15 protein-coding genes are annotated in these 19,385 nt (G+C 37.9%); 9 read left to right on the top strand and 6 right to left on the bottom strand.

Annotated elements, in window-relative coordinates:
* Positions 1-215 precede the first annotated feature (215 nt).
* The 3 genes from H3Z82_RS03830 (at position 216) to H3Z82_RS03820 (ending at position 4,899) form a co-directional block, all read left to right on the top strand.
* Positions 216-2,378 carry a S46 family peptidase gene (locus tag H3Z82_RS03830; RefSeq protein ID WP_182202652.1) on the top strand — a complete coding sequence of 721 codons (2,163 nt, stop codon included), beginning with the start codon at positions 216-218 and terminating at the stop codon, positions 2,376-2,378.
* 581 nt (positions 2,379-2,959) lie between these two features.
* Positions 2,960-4,285 (top strand): hypothetical protein, encoded by a 1,326-nt coding sequence (locus H3Z82_RS03825; protein WP_182202650.1) that lies wholly within the window; start codon positions 2,960-2,962, stop codon positions 4,283-4,285.
* Positions 4,276-4,899 carry a nuclear transport factor 2 family protein gene (locus H3Z82_RS03820; RefSeq protein ID WP_182202648.1) on the top strand — a complete coding sequence of 208 codons (624 nt, stop codon included), beginning with the start codon at positions 4,276-4,278 and terminating at the stop codon, positions 4,897-4,899. The genes H3Z82_RS03825 and H3Z82_RS03820 overlap by 10 nt, the downstream gene beginning before the upstream one ends.
* A 538-nt stretch (positions 4,900-5,437) precedes the next feature.
* On the opposite strand, the gene H3Z82_RS03815 is transcribed toward H3Z82_RS03820, so the two are convergent.
* The 6 genes from H3Z82_RS03815 to H3Z82_RS03790 all read right to left on the bottom strand — a co-directional run bounded on the left by H3Z82_RS03815 (position 5,438) and on the right by H3Z82_RS03790 (position 11,925).
* A complete protein-coding gene (locus H3Z82_RS03815; RefSeq protein WP_182202646.1) occupies positions 5,438-6,220 on the bottom strand; it encodes an enoyl-CoA hydratase/isomerase family protein in 783 nt (260 codons plus the stop codon).
* A gap of 155 nt (positions 6,221-6,375) precedes the next feature.
* A complete protein-coding gene (locus H3Z82_RS03810) occupies positions 6,376-7,827 on the bottom strand; it encodes a sensor histidine kinase (protein WP_182202644.1) in 1,452 nt (483 codons plus the stop codon).
* Between the two features lie 138 nt (positions 7,828-7,965).
* A complete protein-coding gene (locus H3Z82_RS03805) occupies positions 7,966-8,514 on the bottom strand; it encodes a CopD family protein (RefSeq protein WP_182202642.1) in 549 nt (182 codons plus the stop codon).
* Positions 8,515-8,529: 15 nt separating this feature from the next.
* The gene (locus H3Z82_RS03800) at positions 8,530-9,882 is read right to left on the bottom strand and encodes an MATE family efflux transporter (protein ID WP_182202640.1); all 1,353 of its coding nucleotides are present in this window, start codon (positions 9,880-9,882) and stop codon (positions 8,530-8,532) included.
* Positions 9,882-10,916, bottom strand: coding sequence for a ferrochelatase (hemH, locus tag H3Z82_RS03795; RefSeq protein WP_182202638.1), 1,035 nt, complete (start codon positions 10,914-10,916; stop codon positions 9,882-9,884). Before hemH ends, H3Z82_RS03800 begins: the two co-directional genes overlap by 1 nt.
* Positions 10,917-11,022: 106 nt before the next feature.
* Positions 11,023-11,925, bottom strand: coding sequence for a helix-turn-helix transcriptional regulator (locus tag H3Z82_RS03790; RefSeq protein WP_182202636.1), 903 nt, complete (start codon positions 11,923-11,925; stop codon positions 11,023-11,025).
* A 217-nt stretch (positions 11,926-12,142) separates the two neighbouring features.
* Between H3Z82_RS03790 and hemA the strand changes: the two genes are divergently transcribed.
* From hemA to hemF, 6 genes are all read left to right on the top strand, one after another.
* Entirely contained in the window at positions 12,143-13,390 is a 1,248-nt protein-coding gene (gene hemA, locus H3Z82_RS03785) for a glutamyl-tRNA reductase (RefSeq protein ID WP_182203017.1), read from the top strand.
* On the top strand, positions 13,383-14,963 hold the full coding sequence (gene hemC / locus H3Z82_RS03780; RefSeq protein ID WP_182202634.1) for a hydroxymethylbilane synthase: 1,581 nt from the start codon (positions 13,383-13,385) through the stop codon (positions 14,961-14,963). Before hemA ends, hemC begins: the two co-directional genes overlap by 8 nt.
* A gap of 157 nt (positions 14,964-15,120) precedes the next feature.
* Positions 15,121-16,152 (top strand): uroporphyrinogen decarboxylase, encoded by a 1,032-nt coding sequence (gene hemE / locus H3Z82_RS03775; RefSeq protein WP_182202632.1) that lies wholly within the window; start codon positions 15,121-15,123, stop codon positions 16,150-16,152.
* A gap of 188 nt (positions 16,153-16,340) precedes the next feature.
* Positions 16,341-17,102 (top strand): EI24 domain-containing protein, encoded by a 762-nt coding sequence (locus H3Z82_RS03770; protein WP_182202630.1) that lies wholly within the window; start codon positions 16,341-16,343, stop codon positions 17,100-17,102.
* Positions 17,092-17,631: a GNAT family N-acetyltransferase gene (locus H3Z82_RS03765; protein ID WP_182202628.1), complete on the top strand. Its 540-nt coding sequence runs from the start codon at positions 17,092-17,094 to the stop codon at positions 17,629-17,631. The genes H3Z82_RS03770 and H3Z82_RS03765 overlap by 11 nt, the downstream gene beginning before the upstream one ends.
* A 764-nt stretch (positions 17,632-18,395) precedes the next feature.
* Complete coding sequence (hemF, locus tag H3Z82_RS19585) at positions 18,396-19,331, top strand: oxygen-dependent coproporphyrinogen oxidase (RefSeq protein WP_235982365.1); 936 nt, start codon at positions 18,396-18,398, stop codon at positions 19,329-19,331.
* The last annotated feature ends 54 nt before the right edge of the window (positions 19,332-19,385 follow it).

Genomic DNA, 19,385 nt, shown 5'->3' with positions numbered 1-19,385 from the left:
TGCTGTCGAATTGGACGAGCGTATAAAGTTACAATCAAAACCAGCTATTTGATGGCTACAGAATGTAGAAATTTATCTTAATTGCTCATTATTAAAGGTATATATTTTTGACAGCCTCTTTCTTATCATAAAAAATAACAAGGTTTTAACAGTTTTTAAATCATTAAACCATGTAAAAATTCAATATTTTTGGCACTCACAAATAATTTAAGAACATGAAAAAAATATTGCTCTCCCTCACCATTTTTATGATGACCTTTTCATCCGCCCTGAAAGCAGATGAAGGCATGTGGTTTTTAATGCATATTGAACGTCTCAACCAAAGAGATATGCAAAAAATGGGGCTTCAATTGACTGCTGAAGAAATATACAGCATCAACAATAGAAGTTTAAAAGACGCCATCGTACAATTTAATGGTGGGTGTACTGCCAGTATTGTTTCAGATAGCGGTTTGGTGTTGACCAACCATCACTGTGGTTACAATGCGATTGCAGAGTTATCCTCTGCAGACCGAAATCATCTTAAGGATGGCTATTGGGCAAAATCACTTGACGCTGAATTAAAGCCAGAAAGCTTATACGTTAGATTCTTTGTTAGAATGGATGATGTTTCAAAGCGTATCTTATCGCAAGTCAATGAGACGATGTCTGAAAAAGAACGCGAAGCTGCCATCAATAAAGAGGTTGCTAAAATTGAAAAAGAAAATAACGAGGGCGGTAAGTACACCGTTTCTGTTCGCTCCTTCTACCAAGGTAACGAGTTCTACTATTTTGTTTATGAAGATTACACTGATGTACGTTTGGTAGGAACACCTCCAGAAAGTGTTGGAAAATACGGTGGTGATACTGACAACTGGGAATGGCCAAGACATACCGGCGATTTTGCATTGTTCAGAGTCTATGCTGATCAAGACGGAAATCCGGCAGAATATTCTACTGCTAACGTGCCTTTAAAATCTAAATACCATCTTCCGGTAAGTATTGATGGCGTTAAGGAGGACGATTTTGCTATGATCTTGGGCTATCCAGGAAGAACCAACCGTTGGATGCCAGCACAAGGAGTTGAACAAAATGTAAAATTTGCTTATCCTGCTTGGGTTGAAGGCTCAAAAACAAGCATGGATGTCATGAAAAAATATATGGATAATGATGAAGCTATCAACTTGATGTATGCCTCTTCTTATGCAAGTATTGCCAACTATTGGAAAAACCGTGGTGGTATGATTGAAGCTTTAACTGATCATAATACAGTAGCTACAAAAACGAAAGTTGAGGACGCTTTTGATAAATGGGCCAACAAAAAGAACAATAAGGCTCAATATGGCAATGTGATTTCAGATATCAACGCCTATTACAAATTGACCAATCAAAAAGCACAGCACGACAACTACTTAACCGGAATTTTACGTGGTAGCAAGTTTGCTGTGTTACCATACAGAATTGGTGGCGCTTTAGAACAATATGCTTCGGCAAATGAAGCTGCGCGTGAGAACATGCTTCCAAGACTTCAGTCGTTTATAGAAAGCTCTTATAAAGATTATCATTTGCCTTTGGAAAAAGAGCTTCTTGCCAAGCAATTAGGTTTATATGCGTCTAAAGCGAATTACCCACTTCCTGAATTGGTCAAAGAAGTTGGTGATAAAAACAACAACAACTTTACCGCTTTTGTAGATGCTGCTTTTGATGCAAGTATTTTTAATTCAAAAGAAAGCGTGGAGGCATTTTTACAAAACCCTGATGTTTCAAAGTTAGAAAACGATCAATTGTATAAATTATCTGGTCAGTTATTGACAAAATACAGAGAACAACCTGAGCACTTAGTGCAGCCAGAAAACGATTTTCAAGCGGCTTTTAGAAAGTTAGTGGCTGGATTACGTGAATCTGGATTGAGCAACATTCAATATCCTGATGCCAACTCAACCTTGCGTTTAAGTTACGGAAAAGTGAGAGCCTTACCTCGAAAGGAAGGTGAGCAGAATGATGCTGAGTTTAACAACTACACGACCTTAAAAGGGATGGTTGCTAAATATGTTCCAAATGATGATGAATTTGACTTGCAACAACCCATGTTGGATGCTTATGCCAAAAAAGATTATGGACGTTATGCTAATGAGAAAGGTGAACTTTCAGTTAACTTTTTATCAGACAATGATATTACCGGTGGAAACTCAGGATCTCCTGTAATCAATGGAAAAGGTGAATTGATTGGTTTGGCTTTTGATGGAAACATTGAAGCAATGGCAGGTGATGTGATTTTTGATGCGGATTTACAACGAACGATTAATGTCGATATCAGATATGTTCTTTGGTTGATCGACAAATATTCAAATGCCAAACATATTGTTGATGAATTGACGATTGTTGGTGGGAAGTCGTAGTTAGTGGTGAGAGCGCTTCGCTTTTAGAGGGGAGTGGTGAAACTTCTCTGACGGATGACGGGTGACCGAACAAATCAGATAGAATTAAAAATGCGAACTAAATATTTGGTTCGCATTTTTTTTATGGGATGAAAGGATAGGTAATGACTTAGGATATGGGGATTACGCCTTCCATTCCAATCAGGATCAGAATAAAAAAGCGACTTCCCTCCATTTTTATCAAGAAATTGAGGATAATGGTTTGAGCAAACTACTTAGATCAAATCAAACACATTTTCACACGTTGTTTCATCATCACACAACCTTTCTTAACATTGGATTTTACGGTAAAACCGTAATAAATACAGCTACAAACACTGGTTTTTTAACATATCATTAACATTTATCCACAAATCTTTAAATTAACTTAACCCATTGACAGTAAGCAAAGTAATGAGATTTGATATGAAAAAAACTATTTATTTATCGTTCTTTTTATTCTCTTGATCAATTGTGAAAAGAAAGACCTTTAGAAGACTTAAAACAGACCTCCCTTGAAACCGTCGGTGTCAATGAGGCCATCGATTTTTTAAGTTCCAAAAATGTGTTTTCCAGAGGGACATCCCCAGGTTATGTGGTTTTCGATGGAGGGCATTCTCCATGAGGAAATTACTAACAGCAACGAGCTGCTCACGGTTGCCCCGGCCACCACAGTTTACCAAGCACACTATAGCCGGATCCTGCTGTTAAAGGTAGATGGCGCGATACAGAGTGCGGTCTTTAGCTTGTATCCTTCAAAAGATGCTACCAATGAAGTTTTTTCTGGAGAGATCATGGTCACAGATATGGAGGGTCATTTTTTGAAAGGGTATCGGGTAAGTAGCGGTGTATCTGTGGCACAGTTTACGGCAAGACTTGTCGAAACCAGTGATGGCGCAGCCAATAGGATGGCTAAACTTACCTGCCCCACCCATGGGGAATGTACACCAAATACAGATTGTGTTATATGCATCCAGGAGCTTGACGAGATTCTTATTGTTTCGAACGATCGGGACACCAACACCGGAGGTGGTAACGCGAACTATTTCCCCATAATGGACATCTATTATGGCGGCAGCAACGGGCCTCTTAGTGCCATTCAAAATACCGGATTGGAATGGGACTATGGCAGTCGCGGGGGCGGCAACAGCGGTTACAATGATGGCAATGAAAAAGAGGTATGGGATTGCGGAGGGAGCAAAGTCTATAACCCCAGAACCAAAGCGTGGGAGTGTCCTGCTGGTATGGTGGATAATGGCTATGAATGTGTCGTGGAGGAGGTTGTAATTATAAATAACTTAACAGGGAAAGCTAAATGTGTATATGAAAAATTAGAAAAATCTAATAGTAAATTATTTCAAGAAACAATAGGAAAATTTATTGATGATCCAAGATATAATTTAATCTTCAAAAATGGAAAATGTAATCTTGGTGGCGCTGCAGGTTGTACAAATTCTCAAGAAATAAGTCTTACGGGTAATGTTGTTATTACCATAGAACAATTATCTGGAAGTGTCTTAGAAAACGCAGCAATGATTTTACATGAGGGTATTCATGCTGAGATCGCTCGATATGTTCAAAGACATACGACAGGAGAGGACTCTAACAACAGAGCGAGAATGTTTCAATTATATAAGTTTTATCAAGAATCAGGCGTTCCGTCACACCATTTAGATCATCCCTATATGACCTTGAATTATATAAATCCAATTGCATCTGCGTTGAGACAATTAGACGGAAATAAGTACCCACTGGATTATTATAAATCTTTCGCTTGGGATGGATTACGAAACTGGGATGTTCCTTCTTTATTAGGAATTGAGCAGTCGGCCGAATTTGAAAAATATAGAAAAATAGTTGAATCTAATACTAGTTTGTCATGCGATTAATTATAATAACACTTTGTATTCTCACCATTGGTTGTTCTTCGAAACAAACTTCCAGTTATGAGCAACTGGACGTCATTGCTACTGTTTATGAAAGCATCCCTAAAGCAATACCACCACCCAATAGTGAGGATGAAGAAGAAAATGATATCGACTATTTAAATCTTGAACCACTTAACTTTAATTATGTTATTAATGAGAATTTTGTTGATTTTGACTTTGATTATATTTACGACATTCCCAATAGGTTTCAGGTTTATAAGTCAAAAGACCTTTTTGAGGAGAAAGTCTTAGATTTTTCCTACATGAAGTTAATTGCAGGATTGTCAGAATTTGAAAAAAATGAAAAAATAAACACATCCAAACTAGAGGCCTTACTCGGAGAAAATTTGGTTTTTTGGGACAAAGAAATGATAACCATTGAAGAAAAAAATGAGCATGACATTTCAGGAGTTATCAGTTTTTCAAAGGTTTCGTTTAATGAGGATTTGACAAGAGCTGCAGTAGTGGTGGGTGATTATTTTGAACGCATTGGTAATGGGATTAGTTTGTATATCTTAGAAAAGATTGATGGGAAGTGGGTAATAAAATATACACAAGCACTTATAACGTCCTGATTTGATGATATTTTGAAATTGAATGATCATATAACATTCTGCAGGTTTCCCTATTATCAAAATGGAAAAGTAAAACCCAAATATTTTACGATTAAAAATAAAAATGGAAGTGTTACGACATCGCGCAAAAAGAAGATTAAATATGATTCGAACAAAATGAAACCTCCAAAGGGAAAAGTGTGGCTAATTCAGTGAACTTCACTTTATTTTTGATTTGTTCTGCCAATTTATATGCTGAAAATGCTTTTAATAGTACTTTTTGTATTGCATATGATCTAAGCGTTTTTTCATCATAGATCATAGACCGATTCTTTCTTTGACTCTAAAGCAATACCAGAATTTGAAAAAAAATGCGAACTGGATGAACTGGTTCGCATTTTTTTATTCAAGTTTATTTATGTTTCAGTGATATCAACTTCAAAATATAGAATACAGATAACGCTGATTTTTTATGATTTGCACTGATCTTGTCTACAATCGTTATTTAATATTCACAATCAAATCAGTGAAAATCCGCTCAATCCGTGTTATCCGCGTTCTATTTCCCCGGAAACTCCGCCTTCCGCTTTTCCAAAAACGCTGTCGTGCCTTCGGTAAAATCGTCAGTGCCAAAGCATTTTCCAAACTGCTTGATTTCTTCTTTATACCCATCAACACCGTCTTTATAATTGGCGTTAATGGCTTTTATAGCGCCTTTAATGGCTACTGTAGAATTACGCATGATTTTCCCTGCTATTTTTTCACATAATTGAATCAGCTCATCTTGTGTGGTCACGTGATTGACCAATCCATAAGCTTTTGCTGTTTCGGCATCAATCATACCTGCGGTCATGACCATTTCCATAGCGCGGCCTTTTCCAACTAACTGTGGTAAACGTTGGGTGCCACCATATCCTGGGATTACTCCCAATGAGGTTTCTGGCAAACCCATTTTGGCATTGTCACTCGCAATCCTAAAATGACAGGCCATGGCCAATTCTAACCCGCCACCAAGGGCAAATCCGTTGACCGCCGCAATCACTGGTGTGGAAAGGTTTTCAATATAATCAAACAACAACTCTTGACCTTTAGCCGCCAATTTCCCACCTTCCTTGACGTCGAAATGTGCAAATTCGCTAATATCCGCACCGGCAACAAAGGCTTTTTCGCCACTTCCGGTAATAATGATCACCTTGGTGTGTTTATCTCGGTCCGCCACCTTAAAAGCCTGATTAAGCTCATTAATTGTCGCCTTGTTTAAGGCGTTTAATTTATTAGGACGGTTGATGGTAATGGTTGTAATCCCGTCGATTCTTTCTGATAGGATGTTTTCGTAAGACATAGACATACATTTTTTATCTCCATGACTGTCTATTGCAAGACAGTAATACGGAAATCTTATATTATTTAAATAAATTTATTTTCTCTATTCAATTTGAAGAGAGTGAAGCTGAAAATTAAGCAATATTTTATGAGATTCCTGCTTTTGACGTGATTTTATTCCTTAGGAAATGTCACGGTAAAGGTCGTTCCTTTTCCATTTTGAGAAGTAAAACTAATCGTTCCGTTGTAGGTTTCCACAATGTTTTTAACCATGGCCAGACCAAGACCCATTCCGCTGGACTTAGTGGTGAATTTAGGCTCAAATATTCTTACAATATTTTCTTCAGTAATACCTTTTCCATTATCAGAAACCGAAATTTTTACCATATCATTTTCAGACAGCACACTAACTACCACTTTTGGATCTTTATCATCGGCTACAGCTTGGGTGGCATTTTTGACCAAATTGGTAATCACGCGTATCAATTGTGTCCGATCCAATTGCGAAATAATTTCCTTTTCATCGGCTACGAAAACAATATAATCTTCACTGAAAATATCCAAGGCCAATTTCACAATTTGTACCACATTAAGCGTTTCATTTTGTTGCGCAGGCATTTTGGCGAAATTTGAAAAGGCAGAGGCAATGGAACTCATGGTATCAATTTGCTGAATCAGTGTTTTACTGTATTCCTCCACTTTTTGATGAATATCAGGATCTTTGGGATCAAATTTGCGCTGAAAGCTTTGCACACTTAGACGCATAGGTGTTAGTGGATTCTTAATTTCGTGCGCTACCTGCTTTGCCATCTCCCGCCAGGCTTGTTCTCTTTCTGAAGTAGCCAACTTAACGGCGCTTTCCTGCAATTGGTCAATCATGCTATTGTAGGAGTTTACCAAAGTGCCAATCTCCTCACTGGAGGATTCAATTTCAATACGTTGGTTTTGTTTGCCCAGTCGAGTTGAATTGATTTTATCACTGATGGTCTTAAGCGATTTCGTAATGTATTTTGAAAGGAAATATGCCAACAAAATAGCCAAGATCAGCATCACAAAATATGCATAACCCAAACGCTCCAAGAACTCCTTCAATTCCTTATTTAAAATATCATCATTTTGAATATAGTGGAGGTTTAAAATTGCTATTGGTTTAAACTTTTTATCGGTGATATAAGTGAACGATGATTGAAACGTCTGATCATTGAGTACCATTTTTTCAACATAGCGATGTCTGGAGGTGTTGGAAAGTGCATTTAAAATATCGGCGCTCAAACAGCTTGAAAGTGTATCACCTTCAATACTGGACTTTGATGATTTTAGTAAGGAGCCTTCAAGATCAAACAGATTAACCTGTAATTGATGGATATCCGCAATTTTATAAATTTCTTCCCTAAATATTAATGGTACTTTTTCAGTAGTAATTTCCCAAGACGTTTCACGGATTACAAAATCGATATGACGTTTTATATTGTCCTCCTTGCGCTCTAACCGATTTCTATGGTAATCTTGTGCCTCCTCGTTGTATTGATAAATAGAGACTGCGGCAATTAAAATGGAGGCAATGAGCACCAACAGAATCATAGCAAAAAAGATGCGTACGCGTAAGGAAAGTCGTCTTGTTTTCATTTAATTAATAGTGGCTCGATAAATATAGCAATAATCACTCCAAAAACGGCTGCGATGAAAAATTAGAGAGAAGAGCGTCTGCTGATTGATGATGTGTGTAGCAATCACCCTGAGCCTTGAAGCTTAGGGCCTGGGCTCTTAAGCATTGGGATTTCGGTTTCTGATGTTTTTATATAATTTAAAACCCAACATCAATAAAACGCCTAAAACCACGATGCCCACCACACCAAAAATCCAGTTGAATGAATTTTTGAGGATGACCAAAAATACGACTGAAAATAGGATAAATGTGGCGCCTTCATTCCATAAACGCATAAAATTAGAGGTCTTTCTGACCTCATCGCGCTGCAACTGTTTGTAATACTGATGGGTTTTTAAATGATAGAAGATGAGTAAGATAACGAATGCCAATTTTACGTGCATCCATCCTTGCTGAAGCCAAGACGGCATTAAAATAAGCAACCAAACGGCAAAGAGAGTCGCTAAAATTGCCGAAGGCCAAGTGATGATATGCCACAAGCGCTTGGCCATCAATTTGAGTTGCTTTCCTAAAATCTCCTTGTCTGGCGATGGTTTATGAAATGCCTCAATTTGATAGACAAACAATCTCGGAATATAGAATAAGCCTGCAAACCAAGTGATGACGAAGATAAGGTGTAAAGCTTTTATATAGTGGTAGTATTCCATGGCTGGATAATTAAATTAAACATTTTTAGGAGTCAAATTCTTCCGTACCTCGCGTTTCAAAAAGAAAGCGGTTACGATAGTTGCCAATACATCTGAAATTGGAAATGAAATCCAAACTCCAAATTCACCATAAAACTCTGGTAGAATCAAGATTAACGGAATAAAAAAGAGTCCTTGCCTGGATAGGGTCAATAATAATGCGGGCACTGCTTTCCCGATGGCCTGAAAGTAAGCGGCACCAATAAGTTGCCATGCAATAATTGGAGTTGCGGCAAACACCCACCGCATATTATTTGGTCCTTGATGGACCACATCAACATCGGTGGTGAACATCTTGATGATGCTTTCTGGAAAGATCATCAATACAATAAAGACTATAGACGCCAGTAATGCAGCATATTTGATAGCTGTACTTAGCGTTTCTTTCACGCGTTGGTAATTTTCAGCCCCGTAATTAAAGCCGGCAATGGGTAAAAACCCTTGGGTAACCCCAAGAACAGGAAACATGGCAAACATCAACATTCTTCCGGCAATAGCATAGGAAGTTACCGAAGTTTCTCCCCCCAGATCAAACAGAATATTGTTCATAAATAAATAGGTAACGCTCACTACCGCTTGACGCGATAATGTAACAAAACCTAAAGAGGTGATTTCTTTAACAATTGGAAAATTCAATCCCAAATGTGCAAAATCAATTTTCAATTCTGATCGTTTTGACCAAAAAAACCACATAATAAAGAGTAGGCAGATCAAGTATGAAAGCGTAGTGGCCCATGCAGCACCGGCCATGCCGAAATCCATAACATAGATAAAAATATAATCCATGATAAGATTACTTACCGACGGAATCATCATGGCATACATGGCAAACTTAGGTTTTCCTTCTGCTCGGATAACCGTATTTGCCATCATACAAAGTGCCAAAAGCGGCACCCCATAAAGCACGATTTCATAATAGATTTTAGCGGGTTCAAAAATGGAACCTTTTCCACCAAACGACTCAATGATACTATCTGCAAAAAGCAGACCCACAGTAATCATGGACAGTGTCAGCACTAAGGTTAAGGTAATTTGGTTGCCAAAAGTTTTTAGTGCCTTTTTATAGTTATTGGCACCAAGGGCTCTTGAAATAATAGACGATCCTCCAATACCGATGGCCATCCCTAAAGCAGCAATAAAAAACGATACCGGCAAAACAACATTTATGGCAGCTATGGCTGTAGGACCGATCCAATTGCCAACAAAAATAGTATCCACCAAGATGTTTAGCGACATCACCAAAATGCCTATGGACGCAGGTACAGCTTGCTTAATCAAGAGCTTGCTGATGGGTTGTGTGCCTAAATCTTGAGCGGAGACTTTAGCCATTAGACGGGAACGGCTTGCAAAGTTGCCCAATCATTGATCCAATTGGAAAGTATCTCTACAAACTCATCATCGTCATTTAAACAAGGAACGGTTGTAAATTCCTTTCCACCCACTTCATGGAAAATCTCTTGGCCTTCCATTGCAATTTCTTCTAAGGTCTCTAAACAATCACTCACAAATGCAGGGGTTACAACAGCCAAATTCTGAACGCCATTTTTGCCCATACGCTCTATGGTCAAATCTGTTGGTGGTTGCAACCAAGGATCAATACCTAATCGTGATTGAAACGAAGAAGAATAAGTACCTTCTTTCAAATTCAGTTTTTCGGCCACCAAGCGGGTAACTTCCAAGCATTGATGACGGTAGCAATATTCGTGCGCTGGAGATGGTGTTACGCAACAGCTTTTGTCGATTTTGCAATGCGATTTTGTGATATCTCGCTTTCTAATGTGTCGCTCCGGAACCCCATGATAGGAAAACAACAAATGATCATAAGGCTTACCTTTCAAATGTCGCGCTATAGAATTGGATAGCACATCAATATAATCTTCACGATTATAAAATGCTTTCAAATCTGATATTTTGAGATGTGGGAAATGTTCTTTTCGTATGTCTTCGGCCAATACCAAAATGGTCTCTGTAGTTGCCATGGCAAATTGCGGATAAAGTGGCATTAAAAAGACCTCTTCAACTCCTTTGTCCACCAACTCCTGAAGCCCTTTTTGTATGGTCATACTTCCGTAACGCATGGCCAAAGCCACTGGAAGATCAGTGTTTTGCTGTATTTTTTTCTGAAGGCGCTCAGAAATTACGATTAACGGCGAGCCTTCCTCCCACCATATTTTCTGGTAGGCTTCTGCAGAGGCTTTTGGGCGTGTATTTAAAATGATCCCTTTGACGATAAAAGTCCTTAACCAAAGCGGAACGTCAATGACACGTTCGTCCATTAAAAATTCACTTAAATATGGTTTGACATCTTCTGGGGTTGGGCTGTCGGGCGAACCGAGATTAACTAGTAAAACTCCTTTTTTCATAATTTACCCCTGCGAAAGCAGGAATCTCTTTTTTTAATTATATTTCAATTAATATTGATCTTCAAATCTCGGAAGTTTCCGGAATGATCATCTTTAAATAATCAATTTACGAAGATAACGACATTAAATATTTTTTTGGGGTCGTGCCATATTTCTTTTTAAATGCCACTATAAAGTGACTCGATGTGCTATAGCCAACCTTCAAACCTACCTCATTCACATTATAGTCATTAGACTCCAATAGCTTTCTGGCTACTTCCATCTTGTAATCGAATAGAAAGCTATAAACCGTATCTCCATAAATTTGCTTAAAACCTTCTTTAAGCTTCTTGATGTTCAATCCGATCTCTTCCGAAAGCTCTTGCAAAGTTGGAGGCTCAGCCATTCTTGAAATTACAATATCCTTGGCTTTTCTGATTTTCATGACATTGCTATCATCAACCAAAAAAGGACATTGCTCTATATTGGCATCCTCACTTCTGTTAAAATACAGACTTAAAATTTCATAGGCTTTACCTTTAAAATAAAGATTTTTGATGGATGAATTCAAATTATAATGTATCAATTGTGTCAAACCAATGGCCATGGATGGTGATATTTTCCCATCCTTATAATATTTCTTATCCTTATTGTCATTGCTCAAAAATGTAATATATCCTGCTTCTTGAGAAAACAATCCGTGAAATTTTTTGATAGAAATAACAATAGAAACCAACCACGAATTAGGCTGCATTTCCAAATGCATCGGTAAATCACGTTGTGGATTGTACAGTAAAAGTGAGTTGTCCTCTAATATATCCAAAGTATAACGTCCGTCATTGAAAATGAACTTACTAAGACCTTTCAAACAAAAGTGAAATTGGATAAAACTACTGTCTATGGCGCGTTCAATCCGCTCAATATTATTGCTTTCATTTTGATAGGTTATAACCAAGAACCCCTCATCGATCTCTGTTTCATCTATGGAACCTTTAACGACATTTTTTAACCCCATTGTTTTAATATCCATTCTTTCTTATTTAGACTCATTCTAAACTAAACCTTTCTTAGGCGTTGATACTGCTGCAAAAGTATGGTATTTAAAACACTTATATAAAATAAAAGAGTAAAAAACATCGAACGACATTTATAGTCCTTTGAGCGTTGTTTATATTCCAATCACATATCTACTTTTGTCTTTAATCTTCGGCTATCGAATTTCTAACGCCAGTATTGAGATCTATCTTATGTTGAAAACTACTTATTTTTATGCAATCGGATTGAGCTATAAAAAAGCCGATGCAGATATTAGAGGTCGTTTTAGTTTGGACGATACGTCTAAACAAAACTTACTGCGTCAATCGAAGGAAATAGGTATTGAGAGCTTAATTGTCAATTCTACTTGCAACAGAACCGAACTTTATGGTTTTGCAGAGCACCCTTACCAACTCATCAAATTACTTTGTGAAAATTCCAAAGGTACGCTTGAGGAGTTCCAACACGTGGCCTATATTCATAAGAATCAAGAAGCCATTGCACACATGTTCCGTGTGGGTTCGGGCCTGGATAGTCAAATTTTAGGTGATTTTGAAATCATAAGCCAGCTTAAAACATCGGCAAGAGCCTCAAAGAAAATGGGATTGCTCAACGCATTTACTGAGCGGTTGTTAAACGCTGTTATCCGAGCAAGTAAACGCATTAAAAACGAAACGGAAATTTCCTCAGGGGCAACATCTGTATCTTTCGCTTCGGTTCAATATATCTTAAAAACGATTGAAAACGTTTCGGATAAAAATATTTTGCTTTTTGGTACCGGGAAAATCGGTAGAAACACCTGTGAGAATTTGGTGAAACATACCAAAAACGAACATATCACCTTAATCAACAGAACAAAGACCAAGGCGCAAGAAGTGGCGGGGAAATTCAATCTCATTGTTAAGGATTTTACCAATCTTCAAGAAGAAATTAATGTCTCTGACATCTTAATTGTTGCTACGGGCGCTCTTAATCCTACGGTTGATAAACCCCACATCCAATCTAAAAAACCGTTATTGATTTTAGACTTGTCCATTCCACGGAATGTGAATCCAGATGTGACCGAATTGCCTAATGTGTCCTTGATCCATCTCGACGATTTATCGCAAATGACAGACGATACCTTGGAACGTAGAAAAACATTTATTCCATTGGCGGAAAATATCTTAGAAGAAGTCAAACAGGATTTTAACAGTTGGATGGAAACTCGTAAATTTGCACCTACCATTAACGCATTGAAGCATAAATTGCTCGATTTAAAAAATGCGGAATTGGACACCCAACGTAAAAAGCATGCTGATTTTAATGAGGCGCAAGCTGAATTGATCAGTAATAATATCATTCAAAAAATAACCAATCATTTTGCGTATCATCTTAAAACTGATGATGCTAGCTCAACTGATGAAAGTATTGAGCTTATCAGAAGAGTGTTCCAGTTAGAATCCACTACAAATGTCTAAAATAATAAGAATTGGTACTCGCGATAGCGAATTAGCGTTATGGCAAGCCAAAACTGTACAACAACAACTTGAGGGTTTAGGGTATAGTACGCAATTAATTCCGGTAAAGTCTACGGGCGATATGGTGCTTGATAAACCCATTTATGAAATGGGTATTGTGGGCGTATTTACTCGAATTTTAGATGCAGCAATGCTCAACAACGAGATTGATATTGCCGTACACTCCCTTAAAGATGTCCCGACACTTTTACCTCAAGGCATTGTTCAAGCAGCCGTGTTAAAGCGTGGCAATGTCAGGGACACTTTGGTCTTTAAAAAAAACGAGGAATTCTTATCGCAAAGAGAGGCGGTGATAGCCACTGGAAGTTTAAGGCGTAAAGCCCAATGGCTCAATCGCTATCCAACGCATACCATAGTTGGTTTGCGAGGCAATGTTAACACGAGACTTCAAAAACTGAAGGACAATGAGGATTGGAATGCGGCCATTTTTGCAGCTGCTGGAATTGGCAGAATTGGTGTACGCCCACAAGATGCCATCAATTTAGATTGGATGGTCCCTGCTCCGGCACAAGGCGCCATTATGATTACTGCACGAGAAGAAGACGAAGACATCTTAGCTGTTTGCAAAGAAATCAATCACGAAGAAACTGAAATCTGTACCACGATTGAGCGTCGCTTTTTAAATCTTTTGGAAGGCGGTTGTTCTGCTCCAATTGGGGCTTTGGCATTTATCAAAGATGAAGAAGTTAACTTTCATGGTGTTTTGTTGAGCTTGGATGGCACCAAAAAAATTGAAGTTACACGAACGGAAAAACTCGGAAACCACCATAATATTGCTCAGTTTGCAGCAGATTATATATTGGAGCGTGGTGGAAATCGTGTGATGAATGAGCTCAATGAGACCGATAGGGCCATACAGGTATTCTCTACTCGGAATTTATCCGAATTGCAGCGCCAGCGATTTAAAAATGTTGCTGTAGAAAGTACCGATTTCTTGAAAATAAGCTTTAATAGGATTGCAAAACCCATTTTAAAGTCGCCCATTGAAAACGTTGTTATCACGAGTCAAAATGCTGTAGAAGCAATTGTGGCCAGTGTTCCGAAGGAGGAATTGCAATTTAAAAATATTTATTGTGTTGGAAGACGCACTAAAAGGTTAATAGAAAAGAAGATTGGCAAGGTCAAGCACTCTGAAAACTATGCCAAAGCTCTTGCTGCCTATTTGGTGGATTTTATCGATGGCACAGAAGTCACCCATTTTTGTAGCAATATAAGGTTGGATGAATTGTCTCAGACTTTAGAAAAAAACCATATCAAGGTCAATGAGGTTGAGGCATACAAAACGATTTTGGATTCGGAAAAAATAGATCCCAATATTGAAGGTATTATGTTTTATAGTCCATCAACCGTTGAGAGTTATATGATTAATAACCATGCCGAAGGTAAAATTGCCTACTGCATAGGCGATACGACGGCGGCCGAAGCCAATAAGCATTTTGACGATGTGCGGGTTGCCCGAATTCCAACAGTTGAGAGCGTAATTGATTTGGTGAATGAGAATTACTCCTCATAAAACAGATGTAACCTTCAAGATTTCAAGCTGACCGCCGAATGAGCAAAACCATTAAGGTTTTGAGATCTGAACTAGTATTAGAGAAACGAAAATTTAACTTAAAAAATGAGATTCCTGATTTCTTGTCTGCTGACAGATAATTTCAGGTATTGGTAAGATGATAAAAAACGATTTATACTTAAGAGCATTAAAAGGTGAGACTGTAGACCGTCCACCAGTTTGGATGATGCGTCAAGCTGGGCGGTATTTGCCGGAATTTCAAGAAATAAAAGCAAAATACGATTTCTTTACCCGTTGTAGAACTCCAGAATTGGCGAGTGAAATTACCGTGCAGCCTATCCGTCGATACGGAATGGATGCCGCTATTTTATTCAGTGACATCTTGGTCATTCCGCAAGCCATGAATATTGAGGTACAAATGAAACCTGATTTTGGGCCCTACTTACCAAACCCGATTCGTACGTCTCAAGATGTGGACAATGCCATTGTTCCGGATGTAGGGGTAGAGCTGGACTATGTTATGCAGGCCATTAAAATGACCAAAGAGATGCTAGATGACGAGGTGCCTTTAATAGGCTTTGCAGGATCTCCCTGGACCATTTTATGCTATTGCGTACAAGGTCAAGGCAGTAAGAATTTTGATAAAGCCAAGCAGTTTTGCTTTACAAATCCAGTTGCTGCACATCAATTGTTACAAAAAATAACAGATACCACCATTACCTATTTGCAGGCAAAAGTTGCAGCGGGATGTAATGCTGTACAGATTTTTGATTCGTGGGGCGGTATGTTGGCGCCATCCGATTATCATGAATTTTCCTGGCAATATATCAATCAGATTATTGAGGCTTTAAAAGATCATGCGCCAGTCATCGCTTTTGGAAAAGGTTGTTGGTTCGCCCTTGGCGATATGGCGAGATCAAATGCTACAGCTTTAGGTGTTGATTGGACCTGTTCGCCAAGAAATGCTCGTTATTTAACTGGAGGAAATATCACCTTACAAGGTAATTTTGATCCTTCAAGACTGTTTTCGCCACCGGCAGAAATCAAGAAAATGGTAAAACAAATGATTGACGAGTTTGGGAAAGATAAATATATCGTGAATTTAGGTCACGGGATTTTACCAAATATCCCTTTGGATAATGCCAAAGCCTTTATTGATGCGGTAAAGGAGTATGAAGTTTCATCCTAAGCGTACCGACGGTAAGGACCGGTTGTGAAATTGCTTAAAACAATTAAGTTTTACCTGAGATCCTACATGGATTTACAATTCTTGGAGGTGTCTAAATTCTTAAAAAAGAGCGTATTCATAATTCTAAAAACGAATCTCGAATACGTTCATAATTAAATTCCTTTTCCTTTGGAAAGGGTAGGAGTAGGATGATTGGCAGCATTTTAAAAGGCATTAAAGCCTACACAGGAACTTTCAAATTAATTTCCAAACTCAAACTTTGGAAGTTTTTTGGTATTCCTATGCTGATCAGTTTTTTAGTGGCATCGGCAATTATAGTTTCTGCTTATAGTTTTTCGGATAATTTCGCTTTTTATATATCTAAACTTTGGGTTTGGGAATGGGGAAGTGAAACCTTTTTCGTGGTCAGTGAAATTCTTAGCGGAATTTTAATTCTTGTGCTGGGCTTTATACTTTATAAGCATATTGTCATGGCATTGTCGGCGCCTTTTATGAGTCCGGTATCGGAAAAAATCGAAGCCTATTTATTGGGCGTGGAAAGACACCAACATAGAGATACCTCGTTTTCTGAGCAATTGTGGCGTGGCATAAAGATAAATATCAGAAACTTAATGATGGAGTTGTTATTGACCATCCCAATAATACTTATCGGCTTTGTGCCCATAATCGGTATTTTCTCCAGCATTGTATTGTTCTTGGTACAAGCCTATTATGCCGGCTTTGGAAATATGGATTATACCTTGGAAAGGCATTTTAAATACGCCGAAAGCATTAAATTTGTAAAACAGCATCGTGGATTGGCCATCGGGAACGGTATTGTTTTTATGTTATTCTTACTGATTCCCGTTATCGGAATTATTTTTGTGCTGCCATTGTCGGTAACTGCGGCATCAACAGAAACTGTAGCTTTGCTTAAATCACAAAACAGATTAAAATCTAATGATTTATAGTTCGGAACATTTCAGTATATCACATTTAAAGCCCAAAGATGCCTTGCAGCTTAATAAATTACTGGTTTCGAATACCGATCGATTTATACGATTCTTACCTAAAACACTGGCGGAAAATAGGACTTTGGAGAGTACGCGAAACTATATCCAACGAAAAGTTACTTCGGCTGAGAAAAGGAAAGAGTTTGTTTTTATCATTCATGACAATCATAGTAAAGATATCATTGGAATGATCATTTTAAAGAATTTAGATTGGGATGCAAAACAAGGTGAATTTGCCTACTGCATTGGAAATCGCTTTAAGGGTAAAGGTTTTATGAGCGATGCTATAAGGGCAACTTCCAACTATGTTATTAAAAACTTAGGCTTAGAAACCCTTCAAATCCTTTCGCATAAAACTAATTTTCCAAGTGTTAATACAGCTATAAAGGCGGGTTTTAAATGGCAGTGCACATTAAAAGATGAGTTTAAACCCTTAAACGGAACTCCTTTGGATATGGAGCTTTTTGAGTTTTCGAGCTCGAGCTGACCTGCATGATTTATAAAACCTTATAGGTCTAATGCAAAACGATTTATAAAACATGAAAATTAGAAAAGGCCACTGTTATTATATTTACAATCGCGGTATTGATAGCGGCCTAATCTATAAGTTAAATGTATTAAGATTGTTGTTTTTGAATTTACGAGACCTGACAGGTTTCTAAAACCTGTCAGGTCTGAAAAGATCTAAAAATTAAAATGGAGACATTAAAAAAAGAACATTATTATCACATTTTTAATCGAGGTATAAACAGTGAACTTCTTTTTAAAAATGAAGATAATATGCAATATTTCCTCAAGTTAGTTGACAAACATTTGGCGTCAAAGGTGGAGATTCTATGCTATTGCTTATTGGATAATCATTTTCATATGGTGGTCCAAATAATTTCCGATGAAAAGGAAGCTTCCCAAGCTTTTTCAAATTTATTTAACGCCTATTCAAAAGCATTTAACAAACAGAATTCAAGAACGGGGACTTTATTCGAAAGACCCTTCAAAAGAGTTGCATTAACAGATGAAGCTTATCTAAAAAACCTCATCCTATATATTCATAAGAACCCACAAAATCACGGCGTAGTTCAAAATTTTTCGGATTATCAATTTTCTTCTTTTAATCACTTCATGCATAGTGAAAAGAGCCTAATTTCAAACCAAAAAAACTACGTTATAAACTTATTCTCAGATTTGGAAAATTTCACATTTGTTCATAAACAATCAAAAATCGATAATTCAGACCTGTCAGGTTTTAAAAACCTGACAGGTTCTTCCACCAAAGATAAATTCTACAATTACATCTTAACCCTCCAAGATACCATCACTTCAAAACTTGAAGCCATAGATGGCAAAGCCAAGTTTCAGGAAGACCTTTGGAAACGTCCTGAAGGTGGCGGCGGCCGCACAAGAGTTATAGAAAATGGTAAGGTCTTTGAAAAAGGTGGCGTCAATATCTCCGCAGTTCATGGTGAATTGCCAGAAAGCATGCAGCAGTATTTTGGTGTAAAAGATGCCGATTTTTTCGCCTGTGGTTTGAGTTTGGTACTCCATCCTAAGAACCCGATGGTGCCTACCGTACATGCCAATTGGCGTTATTTCGAAATGTACGATCAAGAGGGGAATATTGTAGATTCATGGTTTGGTGGTGGACAAGATTTAACGCCTTACTACTTATTTGATGAAGATGCAATTCATTTCCACCAAGTCTGTAAAACGGTGTGCGATAAACATCATCCAGATTTTTATGAGCTTTACAAAAAAAGATGTGATGATTATTTCTGGAACTCACATCGGAATGAAGCACGTGGTGTTGGTGGTTTGTTTTTTGATTATTGCAAGTCAAAAGATGACATGTCCATGACTGATTGGTACAATTTTGTTACCGAAGTTGGCGATAGCTTTTTAGACGGTTATGTGCCTATTGTTGAAAGACGAAAAGAAACTCCCTATACAGATGAACAACGAACCTGGCAGGAAATCCGTCGTGGCCGTTATGTCGAATTCAACCTGGTACACGACAAAGGCACTTTATTTGGATTGAAAACCAATGGTCGTATTGAAAGCATCCTAATGAGTTTGCCACCTCATGTACAGTGGGCGTACGATCATCATCCTGAAAAAAATAGTGAAGAAGACCGATTGTTAAAAGTATTAAAACATCCAGTAAATTGGATAGCACGATCAAATGGAAGTTAAAAATAAAGTCAGCAGATTCAGTTTTGTACATTAAAAGGCAAACATTGGCTTACG

Origin of the sequence: Gelidibacter maritimus (assembly GCF_014062315.1) — a bacterium.
GTDB classification, from domain to species: Bacteria; Bacteroidota; Bacteroidia; order Flavobacteriales; family Flavobacteriaceae; genus Gelidibacter; species Gelidibacter maritimus.
The sequence above is the reverse complement of the archived record's forward strand: the minus strand, read 5'-3'. Positions and strand labels throughout refer to the sequence as shown.